This is a genomic window from Mesorhizobium sp. M1342 (assembly GCF_040317955.1).
In the GTDB taxonomy this organism is placed as follows: Bacteria; Pseudomonadota; Alphaproteobacteria; order Rhizobiales; family Rhizobiaceae; genus Mesorhizobium.
Map to the genome: position 1 here is coordinate 39,902 of NZ_JAMYLI010000021.1, position 18,562 is coordinate 58,463.

The 18,562-nt window shown below is 62.1% G+C and carries 24 protein-coding genes and 1 pseudogene; 19 read left to right on the top strand and 6 right to left on the bottom strand.

Features of this window, described 5'->3' with window-relative positions; genetic code table 11:
- The first annotated feature begins 29 nt into the window (after window positions 1-29).
- The 4 genes from NKH06_RS21605 to NKH06_RS21620 all read left to right on the top strand — a co-directional run bounded on the left by NKH06_RS21605 (window position 30) and on the right by NKH06_RS21620 (window position 3,078).
- Window positions 30-884 (top strand): 23S rRNA (adenine(2030)-N(6))-methyltransferase RlmJ, encoded by an 855-nt coding sequence (locus tag NKH06_RS21605; RefSeq protein WP_128305672.1) that lies wholly within the window; start codon window positions 30-32, stop codon window positions 882-884.
- Window positions 885-1,077: 193 nt separating this feature from the next.
- Window positions 1,078-1,530 (top strand): hypothetical protein, encoded by a 453-nt coding sequence (locus tag NKH06_RS21610; protein WP_023813788.1) that lies wholly within the window; start codon window positions 1,078-1,080, stop codon window positions 1,528-1,530.
- Window positions 1,531-1,663: 133 nt separating this feature from the next.
- The gene (locus tag NKH06_RS21615; protein ID WP_352442190.1) at window positions 1,664-2,245 is read left to right on the top strand and encodes a TetR/AcrR family transcriptional regulator; all 582 of its coding nucleotides are present in this window, start codon (window positions 1,664-1,666) and stop codon (window positions 2,243-2,245) included.
- Complete coding sequence (locus tag NKH06_RS21620; protein ID WP_023813790.1) at window positions 2,242-3,078, top strand: EamA family transporter; 837 nt, start codon at window positions 2,242-2,244, stop codon at window positions 3,076-3,078. Before NKH06_RS21615 ends, NKH06_RS21620 begins: the two co-directional genes overlap by 4 nt.
- A 38-nt stretch (window positions 3,079-3,116) precedes the next feature.
- On the opposite strand, the gene NKH06_RS21625 is transcribed toward NKH06_RS21620, so the two are convergent.
- A complete protein-coding gene (locus NKH06_RS21625) occupies window positions 3,117-3,428 on the bottom strand; it encodes a transcriptional regulator (RefSeq protein WP_023813791.1) in 312 nt (103 codons plus the stop codon).
- A gap of 573 nt (window positions 3,429-4,001) precedes the next feature.
- Between NKH06_RS21625 and NKH06_RS21630 the strand changes: the two genes are divergently transcribed.
- Complete coding sequence (locus tag NKH06_RS21630) at window positions 4,002-4,481, top strand: histone (protein ID WP_081734982.1); 480 nt, start codon at window positions 4,002-4,004, stop codon at window positions 4,479-4,481.
- A 412-nt stretch (window positions 4,482-4,893) separates the two neighbouring features.
- The gene (locus tag NKH06_RS21635; protein ID WP_031213750.1) at window positions 4,894-5,490 is read left to right on the top strand and encodes a glutathione S-transferase family protein; all 597 of its coding nucleotides are present in this window, start codon (window positions 4,894-4,896) and stop codon (window positions 5,488-5,490) included.
- A 106-nt stretch (window positions 5,491-5,596) separates the two neighbouring features.
- Here the strand turns inward: NKH06_RS21635 and NKH06_RS21640 are convergent, their stop codons facing one another.
- Window positions 5,597-6,253: an outer membrane protein gene (locus tag NKH06_RS21640; protein WP_023812630.1), complete on the bottom strand. Its 657-nt coding sequence runs from the start codon at window positions 6,251-6,253 to the stop codon at window positions 5,597-5,599.
- A gap of 413 nt (window positions 6,254-6,666) precedes the next feature.
- On the opposite strand from NKH06_RS21640, the pseudogene NKH06_RS21645 reads away from it, so the two are divergent.
- The 6 genes and pseudogenes from NKH06_RS21645 to NKH06_RS21670 all read left to right on the top strand — a co-directional run bounded on the left by NKH06_RS21645 (window position 6,667) and on the right by NKH06_RS21670 (window position 11,800).
- A pseudogene (locus tag NKH06_RS21645) lies at window positions 6,667-7,430 on the top strand (SDR family oxidoreductase).
- Window positions 7,427-9,490 (top strand): excinuclease ABC subunit UvrC, encoded by a 2,064-nt coding sequence (gene uvrC / locus NKH06_RS21650; RefSeq protein ID WP_023812628.1) that lies wholly within the window; start codon window positions 7,427-7,429, stop codon window positions 9,488-9,490. Before NKH06_RS21645 ends, uvrC begins: the two are co-directional and overlap by 4 nt.
- Window positions 9,491-9,590: 100 nt before the next feature.
- Complete coding sequence (gene pgsA, locus NKH06_RS21655; protein WP_023673449.1) at window positions 9,591-10,187, top strand: CDP-diacylglycerol--glycerol-3-phosphate 3-phosphatidyltransferase; 597 nt, start codon at window positions 9,591-9,593, stop codon at window positions 10,185-10,187.
- Between the two features lies 1 nt (window position 10,188).
- Complete coding sequence (moaD, locus tag NKH06_RS21660) at window positions 10,189-10,446, top strand: molybdopterin converting factor subunit 1 (protein ID WP_023812627.1); 258 nt, start codon at window positions 10,189-10,191, stop codon at window positions 10,444-10,446.
- A 1-nt stretch (window position 10,447) separates the two neighbouring features.
- The gene (locus NKH06_RS21665; protein WP_023812626.1) at window positions 10,448-10,924 is read left to right on the top strand and encodes a molybdenum cofactor biosynthesis protein MoaE; all 477 of its coding nucleotides are present in this window, start codon (window positions 10,448-10,450) and stop codon (window positions 10,922-10,924) included.
- A 111-nt stretch (window positions 10,925-11,035) separates the two neighbouring features.
- On the top strand, window positions 11,036-11,800 hold the full coding sequence (locus NKH06_RS21670) for a YbaY family lipoprotein (RefSeq protein WP_023812625.1): 765 nt from the start codon (window positions 11,036-11,038) through the stop codon (window positions 11,798-11,800).
- Between the two features lie 69 nt (window positions 11,801-11,869).
- Here NKH06_RS21670 and ndk read toward each other — a convergent pair whose 3' ends face one another.
- Window positions 11,870-12,292 (bottom strand): nucleoside-diphosphate kinase, encoded by a 423-nt coding sequence (ndk, locus tag NKH06_RS21675; RefSeq protein ID WP_013532476.1) that lies wholly within the window; start codon window positions 12,290-12,292, stop codon window positions 11,870-11,872.
- Between the two features lie 345 nt (window positions 12,293-12,637).
- On the opposite strand from ndk, the gene NKH06_RS21680 reads away from it, so the two are divergent.
- Complete coding sequence (locus tag NKH06_RS21680) at window positions 12,638-12,895, top strand: DUF2934 domain-containing protein (RefSeq protein ID WP_352893918.1); 258 nt, start codon at window positions 12,638-12,640, stop codon at window positions 12,893-12,895.
- Window positions 12,896-12,912: 17 nt separating this feature from the next.
- Here the strand turns inward: NKH06_RS21680 and NKH06_RS21685 are convergent, their stop codons facing one another.
- Window positions 12,913-13,605: a glutathione S-transferase family protein gene (locus NKH06_RS21685; RefSeq protein ID WP_128305352.1), complete on the bottom strand. Its 693-nt coding sequence runs from the start codon at window positions 13,603-13,605 to the stop codon at window positions 12,913-12,915.
- A gap of 60 nt (window positions 13,606-13,665) precedes the next feature.
- On the opposite strand from NKH06_RS21685, the gene NKH06_RS21690 reads away from it, so the two are divergent.
- Complete coding sequence (locus NKH06_RS21690) at window positions 13,666-14,178, top strand: DinB family protein (RefSeq protein WP_023812622.1); 513 nt, start codon at window positions 13,666-13,668, stop codon at window positions 14,176-14,178.
- A 48-nt stretch (window positions 14,179-14,226) separates the two neighbouring features.
- On the opposite strand, the gene NKH06_RS21695 is transcribed toward NKH06_RS21690, so the two are convergent.
- Window positions 14,227-14,817, bottom strand: coding sequence for a GNAT family N-acetyltransferase (locus NKH06_RS21695; protein WP_206535255.1), 591 nt, complete (start codon window positions 14,815-14,817; stop codon window positions 14,227-14,229).
- A gap of 1 nt (window position 14,818) precedes the next feature.
- A complete protein-coding gene (locus NKH06_RS21700; protein WP_023812620.1) occupies window positions 14,819-15,778 on the bottom strand; it encodes a LysR substrate-binding domain-containing protein in 960 nt (319 codons plus the stop codon).
- A 110-nt stretch (window positions 15,779-15,888) separates the two neighbouring features.
- On the opposite strand from NKH06_RS21700, the gene NKH06_RS21705 reads away from it, so the two are divergent.
- The 5 genes from NKH06_RS21705 (at window position 15,889) to NKH06_RS21725 (ending at window position 18,501) form a co-directional block, all read left to right on the top strand.
- The gene (locus NKH06_RS21705; protein ID WP_352893920.1) at window positions 15,889-16,044 is read left to right on the top strand and encodes a hypothetical protein; all 156 of its coding nucleotides are present in this window, start codon (window positions 15,889-15,891) and stop codon (window positions 16,042-16,044) included.
- A gap of 20 nt (window positions 16,045-16,064) precedes the next feature.
- Window positions 16,065-16,721 (top strand): hypothetical protein, encoded by a 657-nt coding sequence (locus tag NKH06_RS21710; RefSeq protein ID WP_352893921.1) that lies wholly within the window; start codon window positions 16,065-16,067, stop codon window positions 16,719-16,721.
- Window positions 16,722-16,766: 45 nt separating this feature from the next.
- Window positions 16,767-17,693, top strand: coding sequence for a DMT family transporter (locus tag NKH06_RS21715; protein WP_023812618.1), 927 nt, complete (start codon window positions 16,767-16,769; stop codon window positions 17,691-17,693).
- Window positions 17,686-17,889 carry a hypothetical protein gene (locus NKH06_RS21720; protein ID WP_023812617.1) on the top strand — a complete coding sequence of 68 codons (204 nt, stop codon included), beginning with the start codon at window positions 17,686-17,688 and terminating at the stop codon, window positions 17,887-17,889. The genes NKH06_RS21715 and NKH06_RS21720 overlap by 8 nt, the downstream gene beginning before the upstream one ends.
- A gap of 162 nt (window positions 17,890-18,051) precedes the next feature.
- Complete coding sequence (locus NKH06_RS21725; protein WP_023812616.1) at window positions 18,052-18,501, top strand: Ros/MucR family transcriptional regulator; 450 nt, start codon at window positions 18,052-18,054, stop codon at window positions 18,499-18,501.
- The last annotated feature ends 61 nt before the right edge of the window (window positions 18,502-18,562 follow it).

The window sequence follows — 18,562 nt, forward strand, 5'->3', positions numbered from 1 at the left end:
GACAACGACGTGCATAACGGTACAAAACCATGAACTACCGCCACGCCTATCATGCCGGGAATTTCGCTGACGTCGTCAAGCATGTCGTGCTGACACGCTTGCTCGAGTATCTGAAGCAGAAGGACAAGGCGTTTCGGGTCGTCGACACCCATGCCGGTATTGGCCGCTACGACCTGTCGTCCGTCGAAGCGCAGAAGACGGGTGAATGGCAAGGCGGCATCGGCAGGCTGATCGATGCCTCGTTTGCCGCGCCGGTGGCGGTGCTGCTCGCGCCTTATCTGGAGACAATACGGTCGCTCAACCCCGAGGGTGGCATCCAGAAGTACCCGGGCTCGCCGTTGATTGCGCGCCATCTCATGCGCAAGCAGGATCGGCTGACGGCGATCGAGCTGCACCCCAAGGATGCCGCGAGGCTGAGGACGTTCTTTGCCGGCGATTTCCAGGCCCGGATCATCGAGCTCGATGGCTGGCTGGCGCTCGGCGCCCATCTGCCGCCGAAGGAAAAGCGCGGCCTTGTCCTCATCGATCCGCCATTCGAGGAAGCGGGTGAGTTCGAACGCCTTGTCGACGGGCTTATAAGGGCGCACAAGCGGTGGCCCGGCGGCATCTACGCGCTCTGGTATCCGATCAAGGACCGCAAGGCGATCATCGCCTTCCGCAAGGCGCTGAAGCAATCCGGCATTCCGAAGCTGCTCGACATCGAATTCGAGATCAGGCCGGCCTCTTCGGAACCCAGCCTCGACGGCAGCGGTCTGCTGGTGGTCAACCCGCCGTTCACGCTGGAGGGCGAGCTGCGGACGCTGCTGCCGGCCCTGCACAGGCTGCTTGCGGTGGGGCGGCCGGCGCACTGGTCGTTGGAATGGCTGGCCGGCGAGCAGGCTTGAGGCGGGCTCATCGATGACCCAGGGACCGTGCTCTCTTGGGTCTGGACATGAACGTGCCAGAGCCATTCCGGTGCGTGCAAACTCGGCTTTGGTCAAAAAGCGGTTTCAAACTGGGAAACCATTGTCAACGCAACCGCTTGACCGCCGCCGAGCGAATCCGCACAGTGCGCGCAATCGACCTTGAGAGGCTGCCATGACTCGCTTCGCCAAATCCGCCCTTGCCGCCCTGATTTCGCTCTGCACCCCGCTTGCCGCGCCTCTCGGTATCACCCAGACCGTGCAGGCCGCCGATCTTACGGTCTATTCCGATGAAGACAGCGGGGTCTGCGGTCAGCCCTGGGTACTGAACAAGATCACCAGCCGCTTTTCCTATCAGGTGCATCACGTGCCGCATCTGCCTGACGTGCAGATCACCGATTTCCGGCGCATCCACCAGCATCGCTATCTGGCGGCCAACGATACCTGGCCGATCGGTCGCCGTTATTGCGGCGCCACCGTCAGTCTGTCCGACGGCCGCGATCGCACCATCTGGTACCTGATCGAGGAAGGCCAGGGCTTTGCCTCGATCGGCGACAATGTCGAATTTTGCGTCTCGGGCTTCGACCGCTGGATGGTCTACAACGGCCGCTGCCGCATTCTGCGCTAAACCCGGTCTCCCCTTCCAATCTCTTTCGCGCCTGTGGCTTGATGGCTGCAGGCGTTTTTCGTGCCGCGTTGACAGCAGGTGCGATCCGTCGCATAGGTATGAGACAGACCTGTCTCACTACTAGGTAGCCTCCATGACGCCATCGTCCGCTTCCGGCAAGCGCCAGCACGTCGTTGAAACGGCCTACGTGCTGTTCAAGCGCGCCGGCTTCCATGCCACGGGTATCGACCGGATTATCGCCGAAGCGGATGTGGCCAAGATGACGATGTATCGCCACTTTCCCAGCAAGGATGAACTGATCGTCGAGGTGCTCGACTATCGCGCTATGCGTTTCGACCGCCAACTCGCCCGGCTCACCCAAGAGGACGTTCCGCCGGAGCAGAAAATCGGAAGAATCTTCGACTGGCATGGGCGCTGGTTCCGCAGCCCGGATTTCCATGGCTGTCTGTTCGCACATGCGCTGGCCGAGTTCGGCGATCCCGGGCATCCGGTTTTCAAGGCCGTTGTCAGGCAGAAGAACGGCCTCAAGCGGCGCATGCGGTCTATCCTCGAAGATATGATGCCGCGCGGCCGCGCCGAGAGCGTGGCGGCGACGCTGCTTATGCTGATCGAAGGTGCGACCTTGCTGGCGCAGATGGGGCAGGCCGACGCCGCCATTCGCGACGCCCGCAAGGCGGCCATGGGCATCGTCGCTGCTTCGCGCAGGCCGCAATGAGCCCGCTGGTCATCGGGCTCGCATTGTTTGCGGCGATCCTGCACGCAAGCTGGAACGCGTTCCTGCGCACGGGGGCCGACAGGCTGTGGACCGTCACCGTCATGAGCTTTTCAAGCACGGCGCTCGCCATCCCCTTCGCCTTCTTCCACGACCTTCCGGCCGCGCCGGCCTGGTCCTATATCGTGCTCTCGGCCTGCCTGCAGGTTGGCTACAGCTTGTTTCTCGTGGCCGCCTACAGATATGGCGAACTGGGGCAGGTCTATCCGATCGTTCGCGGCAGCGTGCCGCTGCTTGTCACGCTCGGCGGGTTCTTCCTGGCCAACCAGCAGCTCACTCTGCCGCAGACCGTCGGCGTCGCGCTGGTCGCTGGCGGCATCATGGGCCTTTCACTCGGACGGGGCAGGGCCGCCACGACATCGATATTCTATGCATTGGCAACGGGAGCGATCATCGCCGCCTATGCGACGGTCGATGCGCTCGGCGTTCGGGCGGCGGGAAACGCCGGCGCCTACACTGCATGGGTCCTGCTGATCTACGGCGCGTTGCTGCCGGCGGCCTTCGTCGCCTGCCGTGGCCGGCTCATAGTCGACCTGCGGGCGCCGGAAACCTGGAAGGCGCTGGGCGGGGGCCTGTTTGCACTTCTGGCCTACGGTGTCGTGGTCGCGGCCTTCGCGCTCGGACCAGCAGGTCCGATCACCGCGATCCGCGAAACCAGCGTCGTCTTCGCGGCCTTCATCGGACGCCTGTTCCTCGGCGAGGTGCTGACGCCGCGGCGGGTCGGCGCCTGCGCCATCGTCGCGCTCGGCGCCATCTGCCTCGGCTATCAGCCGTGACGGAACTGCGGATCGCGCAGGATTGCCCGGTCACCACGCTATTTCCTGCGCGGCGCCGCCTCGGCCTGGTCGAGGATCTTGCGCAGGAATGCGGCGTGGCCGCGGAACGCGCGCCGTCCACTCATCGTCGCCCTGACGCGCGTCTGCGGCCGGCGGCCGACGAACAGCTTTTCGATGTCGACATAACCGGCCCTGGCCAGCGTATCGAGGTGCGCGCCGAGATTGCCGTCGGTGACGTCCACGATGGCCTTCAGCCCGGTGAAGTCCAGCGTTTGACGTCTTTCCAGCATGCTCAGCGCGGCCATGATCCTGAGCCGAGTGCTCTGGTGGATGATTTCGTCGGCACTCATCGATTGGCTCCGGCGCAGCCAAGCCGGAGGCCACGGACAACCATGCTGCCGCCGTGGCGGACCGTCTTGGCAATCTGGAACGGCGGCAGCGCCGTTTGCCTCTGTGCGATCGACATCGAAGTACTCCCCATGCTGTGCAGAATACTCTGTTACGTAGAGTTATCTGTCAATTCACGAGCAAGCCGGTCTGCGATCGTGCTTGACAAGACGATGCATCGACCGGCTGTCGCGTTGCAGTATAGATCGTCCGCCTGCACGAGATGATCGCACCGATGAGGCGGCGGTCATGATATCGGCGGCCGACGATCGACACGCAAAGCTGTTCACTGATCTTGGGAGCTTCACGAGAGGAGCGGTCCCGCGGAGTGCGGAGAATGTCGGCGACACATTCTAGCCATTGGTCGAAGATCAGCAGTGAATTTCTGCGACGATCAGCACGACCATGTGCCGATCGTAACCGAAATTTAAGCTGCGAAAATCAGTCTATTGCTTCGCTGGCTAGCAAGCCGCGAGTCAGATATGCATGAGCGCGCCGGGTCATTACGGCCGTCGGCACAAAGGAAGGGGCATCGCATGGCTAAGCAGTCATCCAAAGCGCCGGCGTCCAAGGCACCGGCAAAGAAAGCACCCGCAAAAGCAGCGACGGCAAAGGTCGCAGCTGCAGTGAAGAAAGCAGCACCCGCTGCCAAGCCGAAGGCCGCGGCGGCCAAGGCAAAAGCAGCACCGGCCAAGAAGCCGGCAGCGAAAGCTGCTGCGAAACCGGCAGTGAAGAAGGCAGCACCCGCCAAGGCAGCGGCAAAGCCGGCGGCGAAGGCGGCACCAGCCAAGAAGCCTGCAGCGAAGGCCGCCGCGAAACCCGCAGCGAAGAAGGCAGCGCCTGCAAAGAAACCGGCTGCCAAGGCTGCACCTGCCAAGGCTGCACCTGCCAAGAAGCCGGCTGCGAAGGCTGCACCGGCAAAGAAGGCAGCGGCAGCGAAATCTTCAGCACCGGTGAAGAAAGCGGCACCTGCGGCCAAGCCGAAGGCAGCGCCCGCGAAGGCCGGCAAGAAGTAGTCGCGTCTTCCCTCGCCGGGGCGGTGCCAAAACAGTCAAGGGCGGGTGCCTGACAGGCGCCCCGCTCGCTGTTTAGGCAGTCGGAAGGCGAGAACAGAGGCGGACGGAGGATATCTTTTCGCAGCTCCCAGGACTTCGCCATAGGGCGAAGTCCGGTGGGGCTTTTTTTGTGTCATTCATGCGGGTGATGAAATATCGGCGCGAGGCTCTTCGGTCTTGCCTGTCGGCTGAGCGATCCCTGCGATTCCGGCAACTCGGCGACCATGGTGATGAAGCGCCGTCTTCACGGAGCGCTCGCTAAACGGCCCTGGCCGATGCGCCGCTCGCTGGCGGCTGGGTTTTCCGCTTCTGGCCATTGCTCGATCGCGCCTGATCGGTCAACACTGCCGGCCTGCAAAACAGGAAACCGATCATGCCCAGACTGCTCTATGCGTCCACCTCTCCCTACAGTTCCAAAGTGCGCATGGCCGCAGCCTATGCCGGCATCGACATCGAAACGGTGGCGGTCAAAACCGAGGACAAACCGGCCGAACTGGTCGACGCCAACCCGCTCGGCAAGATCCCGGTTCTGGTGCTCGACGACGGTCGCTCCATCCATGACAGTCGCGCCATCACCCAGCATCTCAACCGTTTGTCGAAGAACGCGCTTTTTCCACGCAATCCCGACAAGCGGCTCGAGGCGGAAGTGCTGGAGGCATTGGCCGACGGCATTTGCGACTGCGCGCTGTCGATGGTCTATGAACGGCGCACGCGGCCCGAGGAGATGGTCTATCAGCCTTGGCTCGATCGCCAGTGGGCGAAGATCACGGCGGCACTCGACCTGCTCAACGCCAACCCGCCGAAGCTGCCGAAGAAGATCACCGCCGGCCAGATGGCGCTGCGCGCCTGCCTTGGCTATCTCTCGCTGCGCTTTGCCGGAAAATGGGAAAAGGGCCGCGCCCGGCTGACACGGTGGGCTGCGCGCTTCGACGAGAAGTTTCCAGAGCTGAAGCCCTGCATTCCCGGTTGATAGCCGATTGCCCCGGGATTGATTTCCCGATCACCCGGGAAAATCACTCAGACACAAAAAAAGCCGGGCGCGAGGCCCGGCTTTTTCGTGTCGTGGCTTGAACGACTTAGAACTTCATACCGACGCCGAAGGTGACGCGGTTGTCGGTGGCCTTGACCTTGCCGATGCCGTCGAAGCTCTTGCTGCCGAAGTCGGTGTAGCGGTACTCGACGCGGCCGAAGACATTGTCGGTCAACTTGATGTCGGTGCCAACACCGGCGGTCCAGCCGAGCATCGTTGCGCGATCGCTGGCCCCAAGGACGGTGTCTTCCACCTTCAGGCTTCTGCCGGCGAGACCGCCGGTGCCATAGAGCAGGATTTCTGGGCTGACCGCGTAGCCGAGACGGGCACGCAGCGAACCTTCAAAGCCGGCCTTGGAGTCGATGCCGTTGTCGTCGCCCTTGACGCCGTTGTAGCCGAGTTCGGCTTCAGCGCCGTAGACGAAGTTCTCCTGCTGCCACTGATAGCCGCCGAAGACACTGCCGACGAAACCCTTGGTATCGGTTTCAACGTCGAAATCCTTTTCCTTGGTCCGGCCGCTGAAGCCATAGCCGACGTTGAGACCGGCGTAGGGGCCGGCCCACGAAGCGACCGGAAGTTCAGCGATCGGCGCAGGTGCCGGCGGCTCTTCCGAAACCACGTCAGCAGCATAGGCGGTTCCGCTGAGGGCGAAGAGGCCGAGCGCAACGGCCAGCGGCCGTGCGAATTTGAGATTGGCTTGCATTGTTCTTTACTCCTTAAGCCACAGGACACAGGCTTGTTTCTCACGATCGCCATCTACCCGTCCGGGGGGTGAAACGGATCTGGCGTTCGTCGGTTCCAAATGTCGTGTCAAAATGCGGCTGAAGCGAACCTGAACTTGGGTCATTCCCCGGCACGAATGAGGCAGAACCTTGACGTTGCATCTTCGCAACAGCGAAATGGCAGGAACCATCCCGTGCTGCGCTGCACACCGCTTGGTGCAAGGACTCCAGCACCCTATATTGCGGTCGGGCGCGCCCGAGTCCAGGGCGGGCCGGGATGTCCAAACGGCCGTTTCGCCACAATGCTGCCCAAGGTGCGAACACCATTTAACGCATGCCGGGCCATATTTCGCCGGCACCGCTTTTTCGGGCCGAAATTGAGGATTGACACCATATGAGCAAAGCCACTGTCACGGCGCTGGTGACGGGCGGGGCCAGGCGGATCGGCAGGGCGATCGTCGAGGATCTCGCCGCGCACGGTTTTGCCGTCGCCATCCATTGCAACCGCTCGCGCATCGAGGCCGATGCGTTGGCTGCCAAAATCATCGCCGGAGGTGGCCGCGCCGCCGTGGTCGCCGCCGACCTGACCGATATGGACGCCGTCGACGATCTCGTCGGCCAGGCGCAAGCAGCGCTCGGACCGATCCCGTTGCTGGTCAACAATGCGTCGCTGTTCGAGGACGATTCGGTTCTGGATTTCGACTGGCGGGCCTGGGACCGGCACTTTGCCGTCCATGTGAAAGCGCCCGCGCTCCTGGCGCAGAATTTCGCCCGGGCGTTGCCGGCAGGGCAGGAGGGCCTGATCGTCAACATGATCGACCAGCGCGTCTGGCGTCCGACGCCGCGCTACTTCTCCTATGCGCTGTCCAAGTCGACGCTGTGGACGGCCACGCAGATGATGGCGCAAGCGCTCGGCCCCAGCATCCGCGTCAATGCCATCGGCCCGGGGCCGACCCTGAAGAACGCGCGTCAGGATGACAGCGATTTTGCAGCCCAAGTCGATGGCTTGGTCCTGAAGCGCGGCCCGGATTTGCCGGAATTCGGCGCCACGATCCGCTATCTCTGGGAAGCGCGCTCGGTCACCGGCCAGATGATCGCGCTTGATGGCGGCAGCATCTTGCGTGGCAGACGCCCGATGTGACAGGCATGACGGAATGAGTCCCGTAGACCACAAAAGCAAGCCGCGCGGCGGCGCCGACGATCTGCCCCCCGATATCGACGTCGAGGACGAGGCAGTCGAGGAGATCGTTGAAACCGTCGGTCCCGATGTCGCCTTCACCGCCATCGACTGGACGCCGCATGCCGGCGACGCGGAAGGCATGATCGGCGCCGAGGTGATCCAGACGCTGGTCAAGCGGCTGCCCAACGCGCCCGGCGTCTACCGCATGATGAACGCTGCCGGCGATGTGCTCTATGTCGGCAAGGCGCGCAGCCTGAAGAAGCGCGTCACCAACTACGCGCAAGGCCGCTTCCACACCACCCGCATCGGCCGCATGGTGCGCGAAACGTCGACGATGGAGTTCGTCGTCACCCGCACCGAGATCGAAGCGCTGCTGCTCGAAGCCAACCTTATCAAGCGCTTGCGGCCGCGCTTCAACGTCCTGATGCGCGACGACAAGTCGTTTCCCTATATCCTCTTGACCGGCGACCATGTCTCGCCCGGCATCTACAAGCATCGCGGCGCGCGCTCGCGCAAAGGCGATTATTTCGGGCCCTTCGCCTCGGCCGGTGCCGTTGGCCGCACCATCAACTCCCTGCAGCGCGCCTTCCTGCTCAGGAGTTGCACCAACTCGTTCTACGAGAACCGCACGCGGCCATGCCTGCTTTATCAGATCAAGCGCTGCGCCGGCCCCTGCACCGGAGAGGTTTCGCACCAGGACTATGCCGAACTGGTCAATGAGGCGAAGGACTTCTTGTCCGGCCGCAGCCAAAAGGTGAAGACGGAAATCTCGGCCGCCATGCAGCAGGCGTCGGAAGCTCTCGATTTCGAGCGCGCCGCGATCTATCGCGATCGACTTGCGGCCCTGTCGCATGTGCAGAGCCACCAGGGCATCAATCCGGCTACCGTCGACGAAGCCGATGTCTTCGCCATCCATCAGGAAGGCGGCCAGGTCTGCATCCAGGTGTTCTTCTTCCGCACCGGCCAGAACTGGGGCAACCGCGCCTATTTCCCCAAGGCCGATCCGGCGTTGGAAGCAGCCGAGGTGTTGGGTTCGTTCCTGGCGCAGTTCTATGACGACAAGCCGACGCCGCGGAACATTCTTCTGTCGCATGGCGTCGAGGATCAGGAACTATTGGCCGAGGCGCTCTCCACCCGCGCCGGCCGCAAGGTCGCGATCTCCGTGCCGCAGCGTGGCGAGAAGAAGGACCTGACCGACAACGCCCTGCAGAATGCCCGCGAGGCGCTCGGACGCCGGCTGGCTGAAACCTCCACCCAGGGACGCCTGCTTGCGGGTTTCGCCGAGACATTCGGCCTGCCGAAGCCGCCGGTGCGCATCGAGGTCTACGACAATTCGCACATCATGGGCACCAATGCCGTTGGCGCCATGGTCGTCGCCGGGCCGGAAGGTTTTGTGAAGAATCAGTACCGGAAATTCAACATCCGCTCGACCGAGATCACGCCTGGTGACGATTTCGGCATGATGCGCGAGGTGATGGAGCGACGGTTTTCGCGGTTGCTCAAGGAGCATGGCGATGTCCCGGCTGGCGATGCAGTTGATGGTTCGGCAGACGATATGGAGGACGATATCTCCGGCAGCTTCCCGGCCTGGCCCGATGTCATCCTGATTGACGGTGGCCAGGGCCAGATGACCGCGGTGCGCAAGATCCTTTCGGATCTCGGCATCGAGGACCGCGTGGTTGCCATCGGCATCGCCAAGGGCCAGGACCGCGACGCCGGCCGCGAACGGTTCTTCGTCAAAGGCAGGGACTCGTTTTCGCTGCCGGTTCGCGATCCCGTGCTCTATTTCGTCCAGCGGCTGCGCGATGAGGTCCATCGTTTCGCGATCGGTTCGCATCGGGCGCGCCGCAAGAAGGAGATGGTCAAGAGCCCGCTCGACGAGATCAGCGGTATCGGTCCAGGCCGCAAACGCGCCTTGTTGTTGGCCTTCGGCACCGCCAAGGCGGTCAGCCGCGCCGCCATCGAGGATTTGAGGAAAGTCGACGGTATTTCCGAGCAGGTGGCGAAACTGGTCTACAATCATTTCCATGAGAGCTGACAGCAAGGATGCTATTTTCGTCTGGTCAATCGATTCTCGCCTGTTGACCCCCTACATTCGCTTCTGATTTGAGTAGGCAGGCAGAAAGAGTTTCCCAGATATGGCCAAGCGCGCGTTCAACCTGCCCAATATGCTCACCTACGCCCGCATCGTCGCGGTGCCGCTGGTGGTGCTATGCTTTTTTCTCGAAGGACATCTGAAGTCGAGCGACTTTGCCCGCTGGTCGGCGCTGATCATCTTCCTGCTCGCCTCGATCACCGATTATCTGGATGGCTATTTGGCGCGCGCCTGGCAGCAGACCTCCAACATCGGCAAGATGCTCGACCCGATCGCCGACAAGCTGCTGGTCGCCACCTGCCTGCTGCTGCTGGCCGCCGACACCGATCGCCATGCGGGCATTGCCGGCTGGTCGTTGTGGGCCGCGATCATCATCCTGTGCCGCGAAATCCTCGTCTCGGGTCTGCGCGAATATTTGGCGGCGCTGAAAGTTTCGGTGCCGGTGACGCAGCTGGCAAAATGGAAGACCGCCATCCAGATGGTCGCCATAGCGTTCCTCTTGGCCGGACCGGCCGGCGACAAGATTTTTCCGCTGACCACCCAGACCGGGCTGGTGCTGCTGTGGATCGCGGCGCTGGTTACGCTCTATACGGGCTACGACTATTTCCGCGCCGGCCTCAAGCACATCATGGACGAGTGAGATGACGACCCGGCTCATTTATTTTGCCTGGGTGCGCGAACGCATCGGCCTGCCTGAGGAGGATGTCGACCTGCCTGCCGGCATCGAGACGGTCGCCGATCTCCTGCGCTGGCTGAAATCGCGCGGCGAGGGCTACGAGCACGCGCTGCGATATCCCGACGTGATCCGCGTCGCCATCAACCAGGAACATGTCGAGCACCGCGAGAAGATCGCGGGCGCCCGCGAAATCGCGCTGTTCCCGCCGATGACCGGGGGCTGACATGAGCGGCGGGGTCTTACCTGTCGTGCGCATTCAGCGCCAGGATTTTGACGTCGCCGCCGAGATCGCCAGACTGACGCAAGGCCGCGCCGATATCGGCGCCGTGGTGACCTTCTCAGGCCTTTGCCGCGACGAGCAGGGCGCGCTCTCAGCGCTCGAGCTCGAACACTATCCCGGCATGGCCGAAGCGGAAATCGCCCGCATCGCTGCTGAAGCGGTCGAGCGTTGGCCATTGCAGGGGCTCACCGCCATCCACCGCCACGGGAAGATCGCGCCCGGCGAGAACATCGTGCTGGTCGTGGCAGCCTCGGCGCATCGCCATGCGGCGTTCGAGGCGGCGAATTTTCTGATGGACTATTTGAAATCGCGCGCGCCCTTCTGGAAGAAGGAGCATCGGGCTGACGGCTCGGAGGGTGGCTGGGTCGAGGCCAAGGAGGCCGATGCAACGGCCGCGCAACGCTGGTCTCAGTCCGAATAAGATCCGCCGCAGCCATGCATTGACCGCAATCCTTTGGCCAATTGGCAGGATTGGTCAGCCTGGGGCATTGGCAGCCCGGGGCATTGGCAGCCAGGGGTGAGGGAGATGGTCATGCTGGACAGGATCGCGGAGTTCTTCATCTTCGGTTTCGTGCCTCTGGTCGTCGGCATATTGGCCGTTCCGGACCAGTCTGTTGCCGCCGAACAGGCCGTGAGGGGCGAGGTCATCTATCGCGAGCGCATTGCCTTGCCGCCCAGTGCCGTGCTGTCCGTACAACTTGCCGATGTGTCGCTGGCCGATGCGCCTGCCACCATCATCGGCGAGCAGAAAGTGCAGCCGGCCGGCCAGGTGCCGATCAGCTTCGAGATCAAATTCGACCCTTCCGTCATCCGGTCGCAGATGACCTACGCGTTGCAAGCCCGCATCACCGTCGATGACAAGCTGCTGTTCATCTCCGATATGCGCCATCAGGTCGATCCGCTGGCCGACGTGCCGCAGACCATCATGCTGAAGATGGTCACCCCGAGCGCCGAGCCCATGGTTTCGGTCTTCGATCAGCTCTGGCTGGTCGACTATGTCGACGGCATCGGCGCCATTGCTGCCCCGCAAGCGACATTCAGGGTCAGCGAGGCCGGCAAGGCGGGCGGCAGCGGCCCCTGCAACACCTATTTCGCCACTGCCAAACTCGATGGCCAAACGATCGTGATCAGAGACATCGGTTCTACCTACAAGGCCTGTGCGCCCGAGGTGATGGCCGAGGAAAAGGCGCTGTTCGATGCGCTGGCCAAGGCGGCGTCATACCGTGTCGATGCCGGCAAGCTCATCATATCGGACAAGGACGGCCGCGAGATCCTGCGCTTTAGCGCGGCGAGCTGACCCCCCAACGAAGAAGGCCGGCGAAACGCCGGCCTTCTTTTTACGGGATCCAAGGTCTGGACTATCGGCTCAGCCGACGATCTCGGTGTCCGAGAACCAGTACTTGATCTCTTCTGCCGCGGTCTCCGGTGCGTCGGAGCCGTGCACGGAGTTTTCGCCGATCGACAGCGCATGAACCTTGCGGATGGTGCCTTCGGCGGCGTTAGCCGGGTTCGTGGCGCCCATCACTTCGCGGTTCCTGGCAATGGCGTTCTCGCCTTCCAGCACCTGGACGACCGTCGGTGCCGACGACATGAATTCCACCAATTCGCCGAAGAAAGGGCGGTCCTTGTGGACGGCATAGAAGCCTTCCGCTTCGCGGCGGCTCATCCAGACCCGGCGCGAGGCGATGACGCGCAGGCCTGCCTCTTCCAGCATCCTGGTGATGGCGCCGGTGAGATTGCGCCGGGTTGCGTCCGGCTTGATCATGGAAAATGTGCGTTCGAGCGCCATGGGTCGTCCTTGTCTGAGAATGGAATTGAGAGTGGCGGGCTCTATACAAGCCGCCCGGCCCATTGCCAAGGGGTGAGGAACGGTCCGCGCGGCGGACGGAAAGCCAACTGCTTGGCTTTCCGAGTGACGAACGGTGAAAGCCCGGTCCGCCTTCGGGCGGATTGAAAGGTCCAGTGGACCTTTCAAAGGGTTTGAACGCCCGAAGGGCAGGGAGCGAGAGCGAAGGGCCGGACGGCTGCGCGTTTCTGCGGCAAGCCGGCCCCGTTCAGACGGCTGCACAGCAACGCTTTGCTTGCTATAGTCGCGTGTCGGCGCCGCGCTGAGGTCGGGCCGTATGGAGACACCATGACCATGACAGACGATCGTCAGGAACGCATTCGCAACCGCGCACACCAGATTTGGGTGCAGGAGGGCCAGCCGGCTGGCCATCATGAGCGCCATTGGCATCAGGCGGCCACCGATGTCGACCAGGATGACGCCGCAGGCAAGTCGGCAGCCAAAAAGCCAACCAGGAAGGCAGCTGGCGCAGGCAAGGCAAAGGCCGCCCCCAAGGAGGCAAAGGCTGCCACGAAGGCCGGCAAGCCAAAGAAGGCGGCCAAGTAAGTTACTGCTTTACGGCGTCAAGCCGCGGCGGCGACCTTTCGTCCCAGCCCGCCATGCAGGTCGAGGCAGCGAACGAACCACTGCGCCACCACGTCGCCATCGTCGAGCAGTTGGTAGGGAGAGGCTATGCGCGCCCATTGCAAGGCGCCGAAGACGATATAGTCGCTAAACAGCGGCGACGCGCCGCCGATGAATGGCTGATAGCCGAGCATTGAACGCAGCGGCTCCAGCGCGGCGCGGAATGTCGCCAGCCCGGCGTCGCGCGCGGTGACGACGTCCTCCAGCGTCTTGCCAAAGCGTTGCTCGCGGCTCCGGCGGAAATAAGCGGCGTTCTCCTCGTCCTGCATGGTGTGGAGGTCGATGATCGCGGCGGTGGTCACGTAGGGATGGATGGTCAGTTGCGACCAGCGCTCGACGAAACGAGCCATCGCCTTGCCGCCTTCACCGCCAAACAGCGTCGGCCGGTCCGGATAGGCTTCATCGAGATAGAGGGCGATGGCGAAGGAATCCGCGAGGACCGTCTCGCCGTCGCGGATCACCGGGACGGTTTTCGAAACGCCGCCCTCGACAGCGGGCACCTCGAGAAAGCGCGTCGGCACGGTCGATATGTCGAGCCCCTTGTGGGCGACCGCCATCGCCACCTTCCAGCAATGCGGGCTGAACGGACGTGTGCTGTCGCGTCCGACGAGATCATAGAGCAGAATGGTCATTGGCGGCAGGCCCTTCAAGCGTTAGGTAGGCCCCGCATCGACGCGAGCCGAGGGGAAGCCATGAGACAGCATTTCATGATGTTTGCGGCCTATAATCAATGGGCCAATGGCCGCATCTATGAGGCCGCCGCCGAGCTCGATGATGAGGAATTCAACCGCGATGTCGGTGCCTTCTTCGGCTCGATGATGGGCACGCTCAACCACCTTTTGACTGCCGACCGCATCTGGATGAAGCGCTTCACCGGCGAGGGCGACGCGCCGACGACACTGGATGCCATCCTGCATCGGGGGTTGACCGGCCTGCGGGCGGCGCGTGAAGCCGAGGACAGGAGGATCATCGATTGGGTCGGCGGCCTCAATGACAAGGCGTTGACGGGCCGCTTCACCTACATGACCGTCTCGGATATGCGCACCGTCTCGCAAAGGCTGGCGCCGGCGCTGGACCACGTCTTCAACCACCAGACCCATCATCGCGGCCAGGCGCATACGATCCTGACCATCCTGGGACGGCCAAGCCTGGGGTTGGACCTGATGCTTTTCCAGCGGACCGAGGAGGGCAGGGCTTTCGCCTGATCCGGTGGCGTTTTGCGTAGTCGGTCCGGGGTTGAAGAGCTTGCGCCACTATCGCTGCATTTTGTGCTGCAGCATCGTCTTTACCTCGGGCCACTCGGAATCGATGATGCTGAACCGGACGGAATTGCGCTTCCGACCGTCCGGCATGATCCGCTCGTTGCGAACGATCCCTTCCTGCTTGGCGCCAATTCGCAGGATGGCTGCCCTTGACGCGTCGTTCAGTTCGTCTGTGGTGAATTGCACACGGACACATCCCATGAACTCGAATGCATGGGCCAGGAGAAGATACTTCGCCTCGGTATTGACCCCGGACCGCTGAACCGAACTGCTGAGCCAGCTATGCCCGATCTCCAGCTTTCTATTCGTGCGATCGATCTTCCAAAACCGCGTACTTCCGCAGATCACTCCCGTGCTGCGCATGACGATTGCATAAGGCATGACAGTGCCGGCCCGTCGTCCAGCCAGGGCATTGGCAATATATCCATCGATCGTGTCTGGCCCGGGGACCACGGTGGCCCTCAGGTTCCACAACGCACCATCCGCTGCCGCGCTCAGAAGCCCCGACGAATGTGCCTGCTGAAGTGGCGTGAGCTCAACAATCTTTCCGACCAAGGCGGGCTGTACGGATTGCACGTCCATTTCAGGCAGCCGTCGAAGCTTCGCCCCTGATTTCGCTGTCCAGCTGGCACTGCGTCAGAGCCGCTTCCGCCATCACCCACTGCTTGAACAACTGGACCTTGCGTGCGGCAAGGCCTTTCTGCGGAGAGACAAAATACCAGCCAGCCGTGTTGGGATGGTGGACGGCGAAGGGAGCCACCAGCCTTTCGGCGCGGATGTCGCTGGCCATATAGGCACGGTTGGCCACCGCAAATCCCATCCCGGAATTGGCTGCCTCGTAGGACATCATGCACGAGTCGAAATAGATGCTCTTGGTCTCGCTGAGCACGAAGCTGGCGCCGGCGAAACCAAGCCAGGATTGCCAATTCTGGGTGCAGGTGTCGGAATGCAGCAGGGTGAAGTGCTTGAGGTCGTCCGGTGTCACCTTCGACAGCCGCTTATCGCCGAGGACTTCGTGGAACAGCTTGCGGCTGCACACCGGTGTCAGGTCTTCGCGAAACAGCAGATCGGATTGCAGCCCGTGAAAGTGACCGTCGCCATAACGGATTTCGAGATCGAATTCCGAGGCCGTGAACTCATGCGTCGCGTAGGAGGTCGAGACCCGCATCACGATATCGGGATATTGCTGCTGGAACAGCGGCAGGCGTGGAAATAGCCAGCGTGCGGCAAAGGTCGGCAGCACCGATATTTTTAGCACATGCTCCTGCGATTGCCCGGTCGCTTCCATGCTGGCGGCGACGATTCGCTCCAGCGCCTCGCGAACGCGCGAGACATAGGTCTCACCCTCCGGCGTCAACGAGACCGCATTGCCGCCGCGCTGGAAAATCTTGAAACGAAGCTGATCCTCCAGGCTTTTCACCCGCTGGCTGACCGCTGAAGCGGTAATGAACTGTTCTTCGCCGGCACGCGTGAAATTACCGTGCCTTGCAGCACTTTCCACGATTTTAAGCGAATTGAGGTTGACCTGACTGAGCAGACGCACGGTTTCGACCTTAAGCTTGGCTTACACTAGCACCAGCATTCCTAATTTTACAGGGGTGGGTGAATTAATCGACTGTTTACCAAGTGTTGCCCCCATCCTGGAGAAGTACAATGAACGCCCATACCATTCCCGAACTGCGTTATGCGATGAGCCGCGAAGCCATTATAGGCCATGAAACCGCCTGGAAAGTGTCGAGTTTCGGTGTCGCGCAATATCTGCACGGCTATGACCCGGCACTGCTTGCCGGATCGAGGAGGCTGCCCTGAAGCTCAAGGCCAGCCATGCCGTGCACAAGCACCTCGATCTGACCTTCATCACCGGGGCCGACCGTTTCATCCCCGAGATCAAGGAATTGCTGCATGACAAGCTGCGCCTGGAGCGGCTGTCCGACATGATGGGCACCAAGCTGGAGCCCTATCCGCTGTCGATCGTCGGCTCGACGGTCACCTTCATGAATCCCAAGGACGGCGCCGTGGAGTGGCATTGCGATGGCGTTCCGGTCACCGAGCTCATTCCATTGTCGATCAGCAATCCGCTGGTCGGCGGCCACCTCGAAATCTACTGCGACGACTCCGAAACCGGCCGCGCCATTCTCGAAGCCGGCCGCGAGATCCCGCGCAACAGTGTCATGCGCATCGATCACAAGATGAACTACGCGACGCTCGGGCAATTCCTGGGCGTCCTGCATCGCACCGCTCCGATCCGGTTCGGCGAGCGCGTCACGCTGGTGCTCAACCAGCGCTCGGTGGCCAAGCCCTATGTCGACGACAACAGAATGTTCTATCTCGCCGCCGACAATAACCACGACCGTGAGTGGGTCAGCGAACTGGCCGAAGATGTCTGGACCAACCAGTTGCCGGCCTATCGTCGGTTCGAGGCAGAGCATCCCGTGCCCGCGGCCGTCGATGCACCGGTTCCGGGCGGCGCCAGGGAATCATGGTAATGAACCAAGATCCCGAAAAGTCGGAACCGGTTTTCGGACAGGATCATGGTCGAACAGCAAAATAGAATCCCATGCCGATTGTTTCGGCAGGGATCCGGCTCGATATCCGCGTTGGTCTTCGCTGCCGGTGCGGTGGCGTTGTGGTCCACCAATGCGCTGGTCGGCAAATCCCTGCTGGCCAGCCACCCGGCGTCGCAGGTCCAGTTCCTGCAATTTGCAGGCGCTGCACTCGTCTTCGCCGCCATCCGATTGATGAGCCGGGAAAGAGTAGCACCGGTCACGGCCGGGGCGGCGCTCATCTCTGTCGCAGTCGGATTCATCGGTCTGGTCGGCACCATGGTGCTGCAATACATCGCCTTCGCTTCGATGCCGGTCATCGAGGCCAATCTGATGGCCTACACCTGGCCGTTGATGGTCGCGGTGGCAGTCATCGCCTTGGAAAATCCGCGGCATCCGGCCCTGTTGGGTCTCGCCACGGTGGTAGGCTTCATCGGCGTCGCACTGGTGATTTCGGGAGGGCGCAGCCAATCCTGGTTCCAGGGCGATCTGGTCGGCTATCTCGCCGCATTCGGGTCGGCGCTGTGCATGGCCTTCTACTCGATCATGGTGGGACGGGTCGCCACCCCAGCGGATCGCCTGTTGCTGCCATCGTCTTTGATTGGCGTCGCTTTGACGTTTCTATGGTGCGCTCGCGACGGTTTCACCTGGCCCGTCGGCGCGGACCTGGCTCTCGGCCTTTATCTCGGCGCCGGTCCGATGGGCTTGGGCTACTATTTCTGGTCGCGCGCCTTGAAGCTTGAAGGCAGCGGCAGGGTCGCGGTGGTCGCCTATCTCACGCCGATCGCCTCGACCCTGCTTTTGACCTTGTCCGGCGAGCGGCTGACGGTGACGGCCATTGTCGGAGCTATCCTCGTCATCGGCAGTTGTGTCGCGGTCGGTGTGGAACGTTCGGAGGCCGAAAACCATGTTTGACGAGAATGAGCGTCTGGCTATTCAGGAAGCGAATTGGCTGATCGATGAATTCGGCGCCGAGGCACCGCTTTACGCCGCGATGAGGGCCGAAAAGGCGATAGAACAAAAGGATTTCGCGCGTTGCGCCCGCTGGAAGCGTATTCTGGAGATATTGGACGAAAGTCCTGCCTCTAAGTCTGCTGGTTCCAAGTATTAGATTTTCTAATTTGCACAGCGTCGATTTTGCATGAATGCTATTTTTGCTGATTCTTGATTCTTTTATGAGGCTTGGCGGTCCGTTGGGGGACGCGGTTAAAGAGATACATCGACACAAGTCTTCGCTGGGGTGGATGATTTTGTCGCAAATAAGGTGAAAGAATTGTCAAATATCGATGATAAGACCGTTATCGAGCTGACGGCCGATATTGTCTCGGCCTATGTAGGCAACAATCCGCTTCCGGCTGCCGGCCTGCCCGAGCTGATTGCCAGCGTCAGCGCCTCGGTTCGCAAGCTCGCCGGCGCGGCTGTCGCGGAAGTCCCAAACCTGGTTCCGGCCGTCAATCCGAAGAAGTCGGTGTTTCCCGACTACATCATCTGCCTTGAGGACGGAAAGAAGTTCAAGTCGCTCAAGCGGCATCTGCGGACCGACTACGGCCTGAGCCCGGACGACTATCGGGCCAAATGGGGCTTGCCACCGGACTATCCGATGGTTGCACCAAACTACTCGGCGACGCGATCGGCGCTGGCAAAGTCGACGGGACTTGGCCGCAAGCCGGCAGCAGCGCCGGCCGCTGTCGCCAAGGCAACGAAGCGCAAGGCGACTGCCTGAGAGCAGGCAAGCCACTGTTCGGCTGCTTTGACGGCGCCCTAGCGGGCGTCGTTTCGAGGCC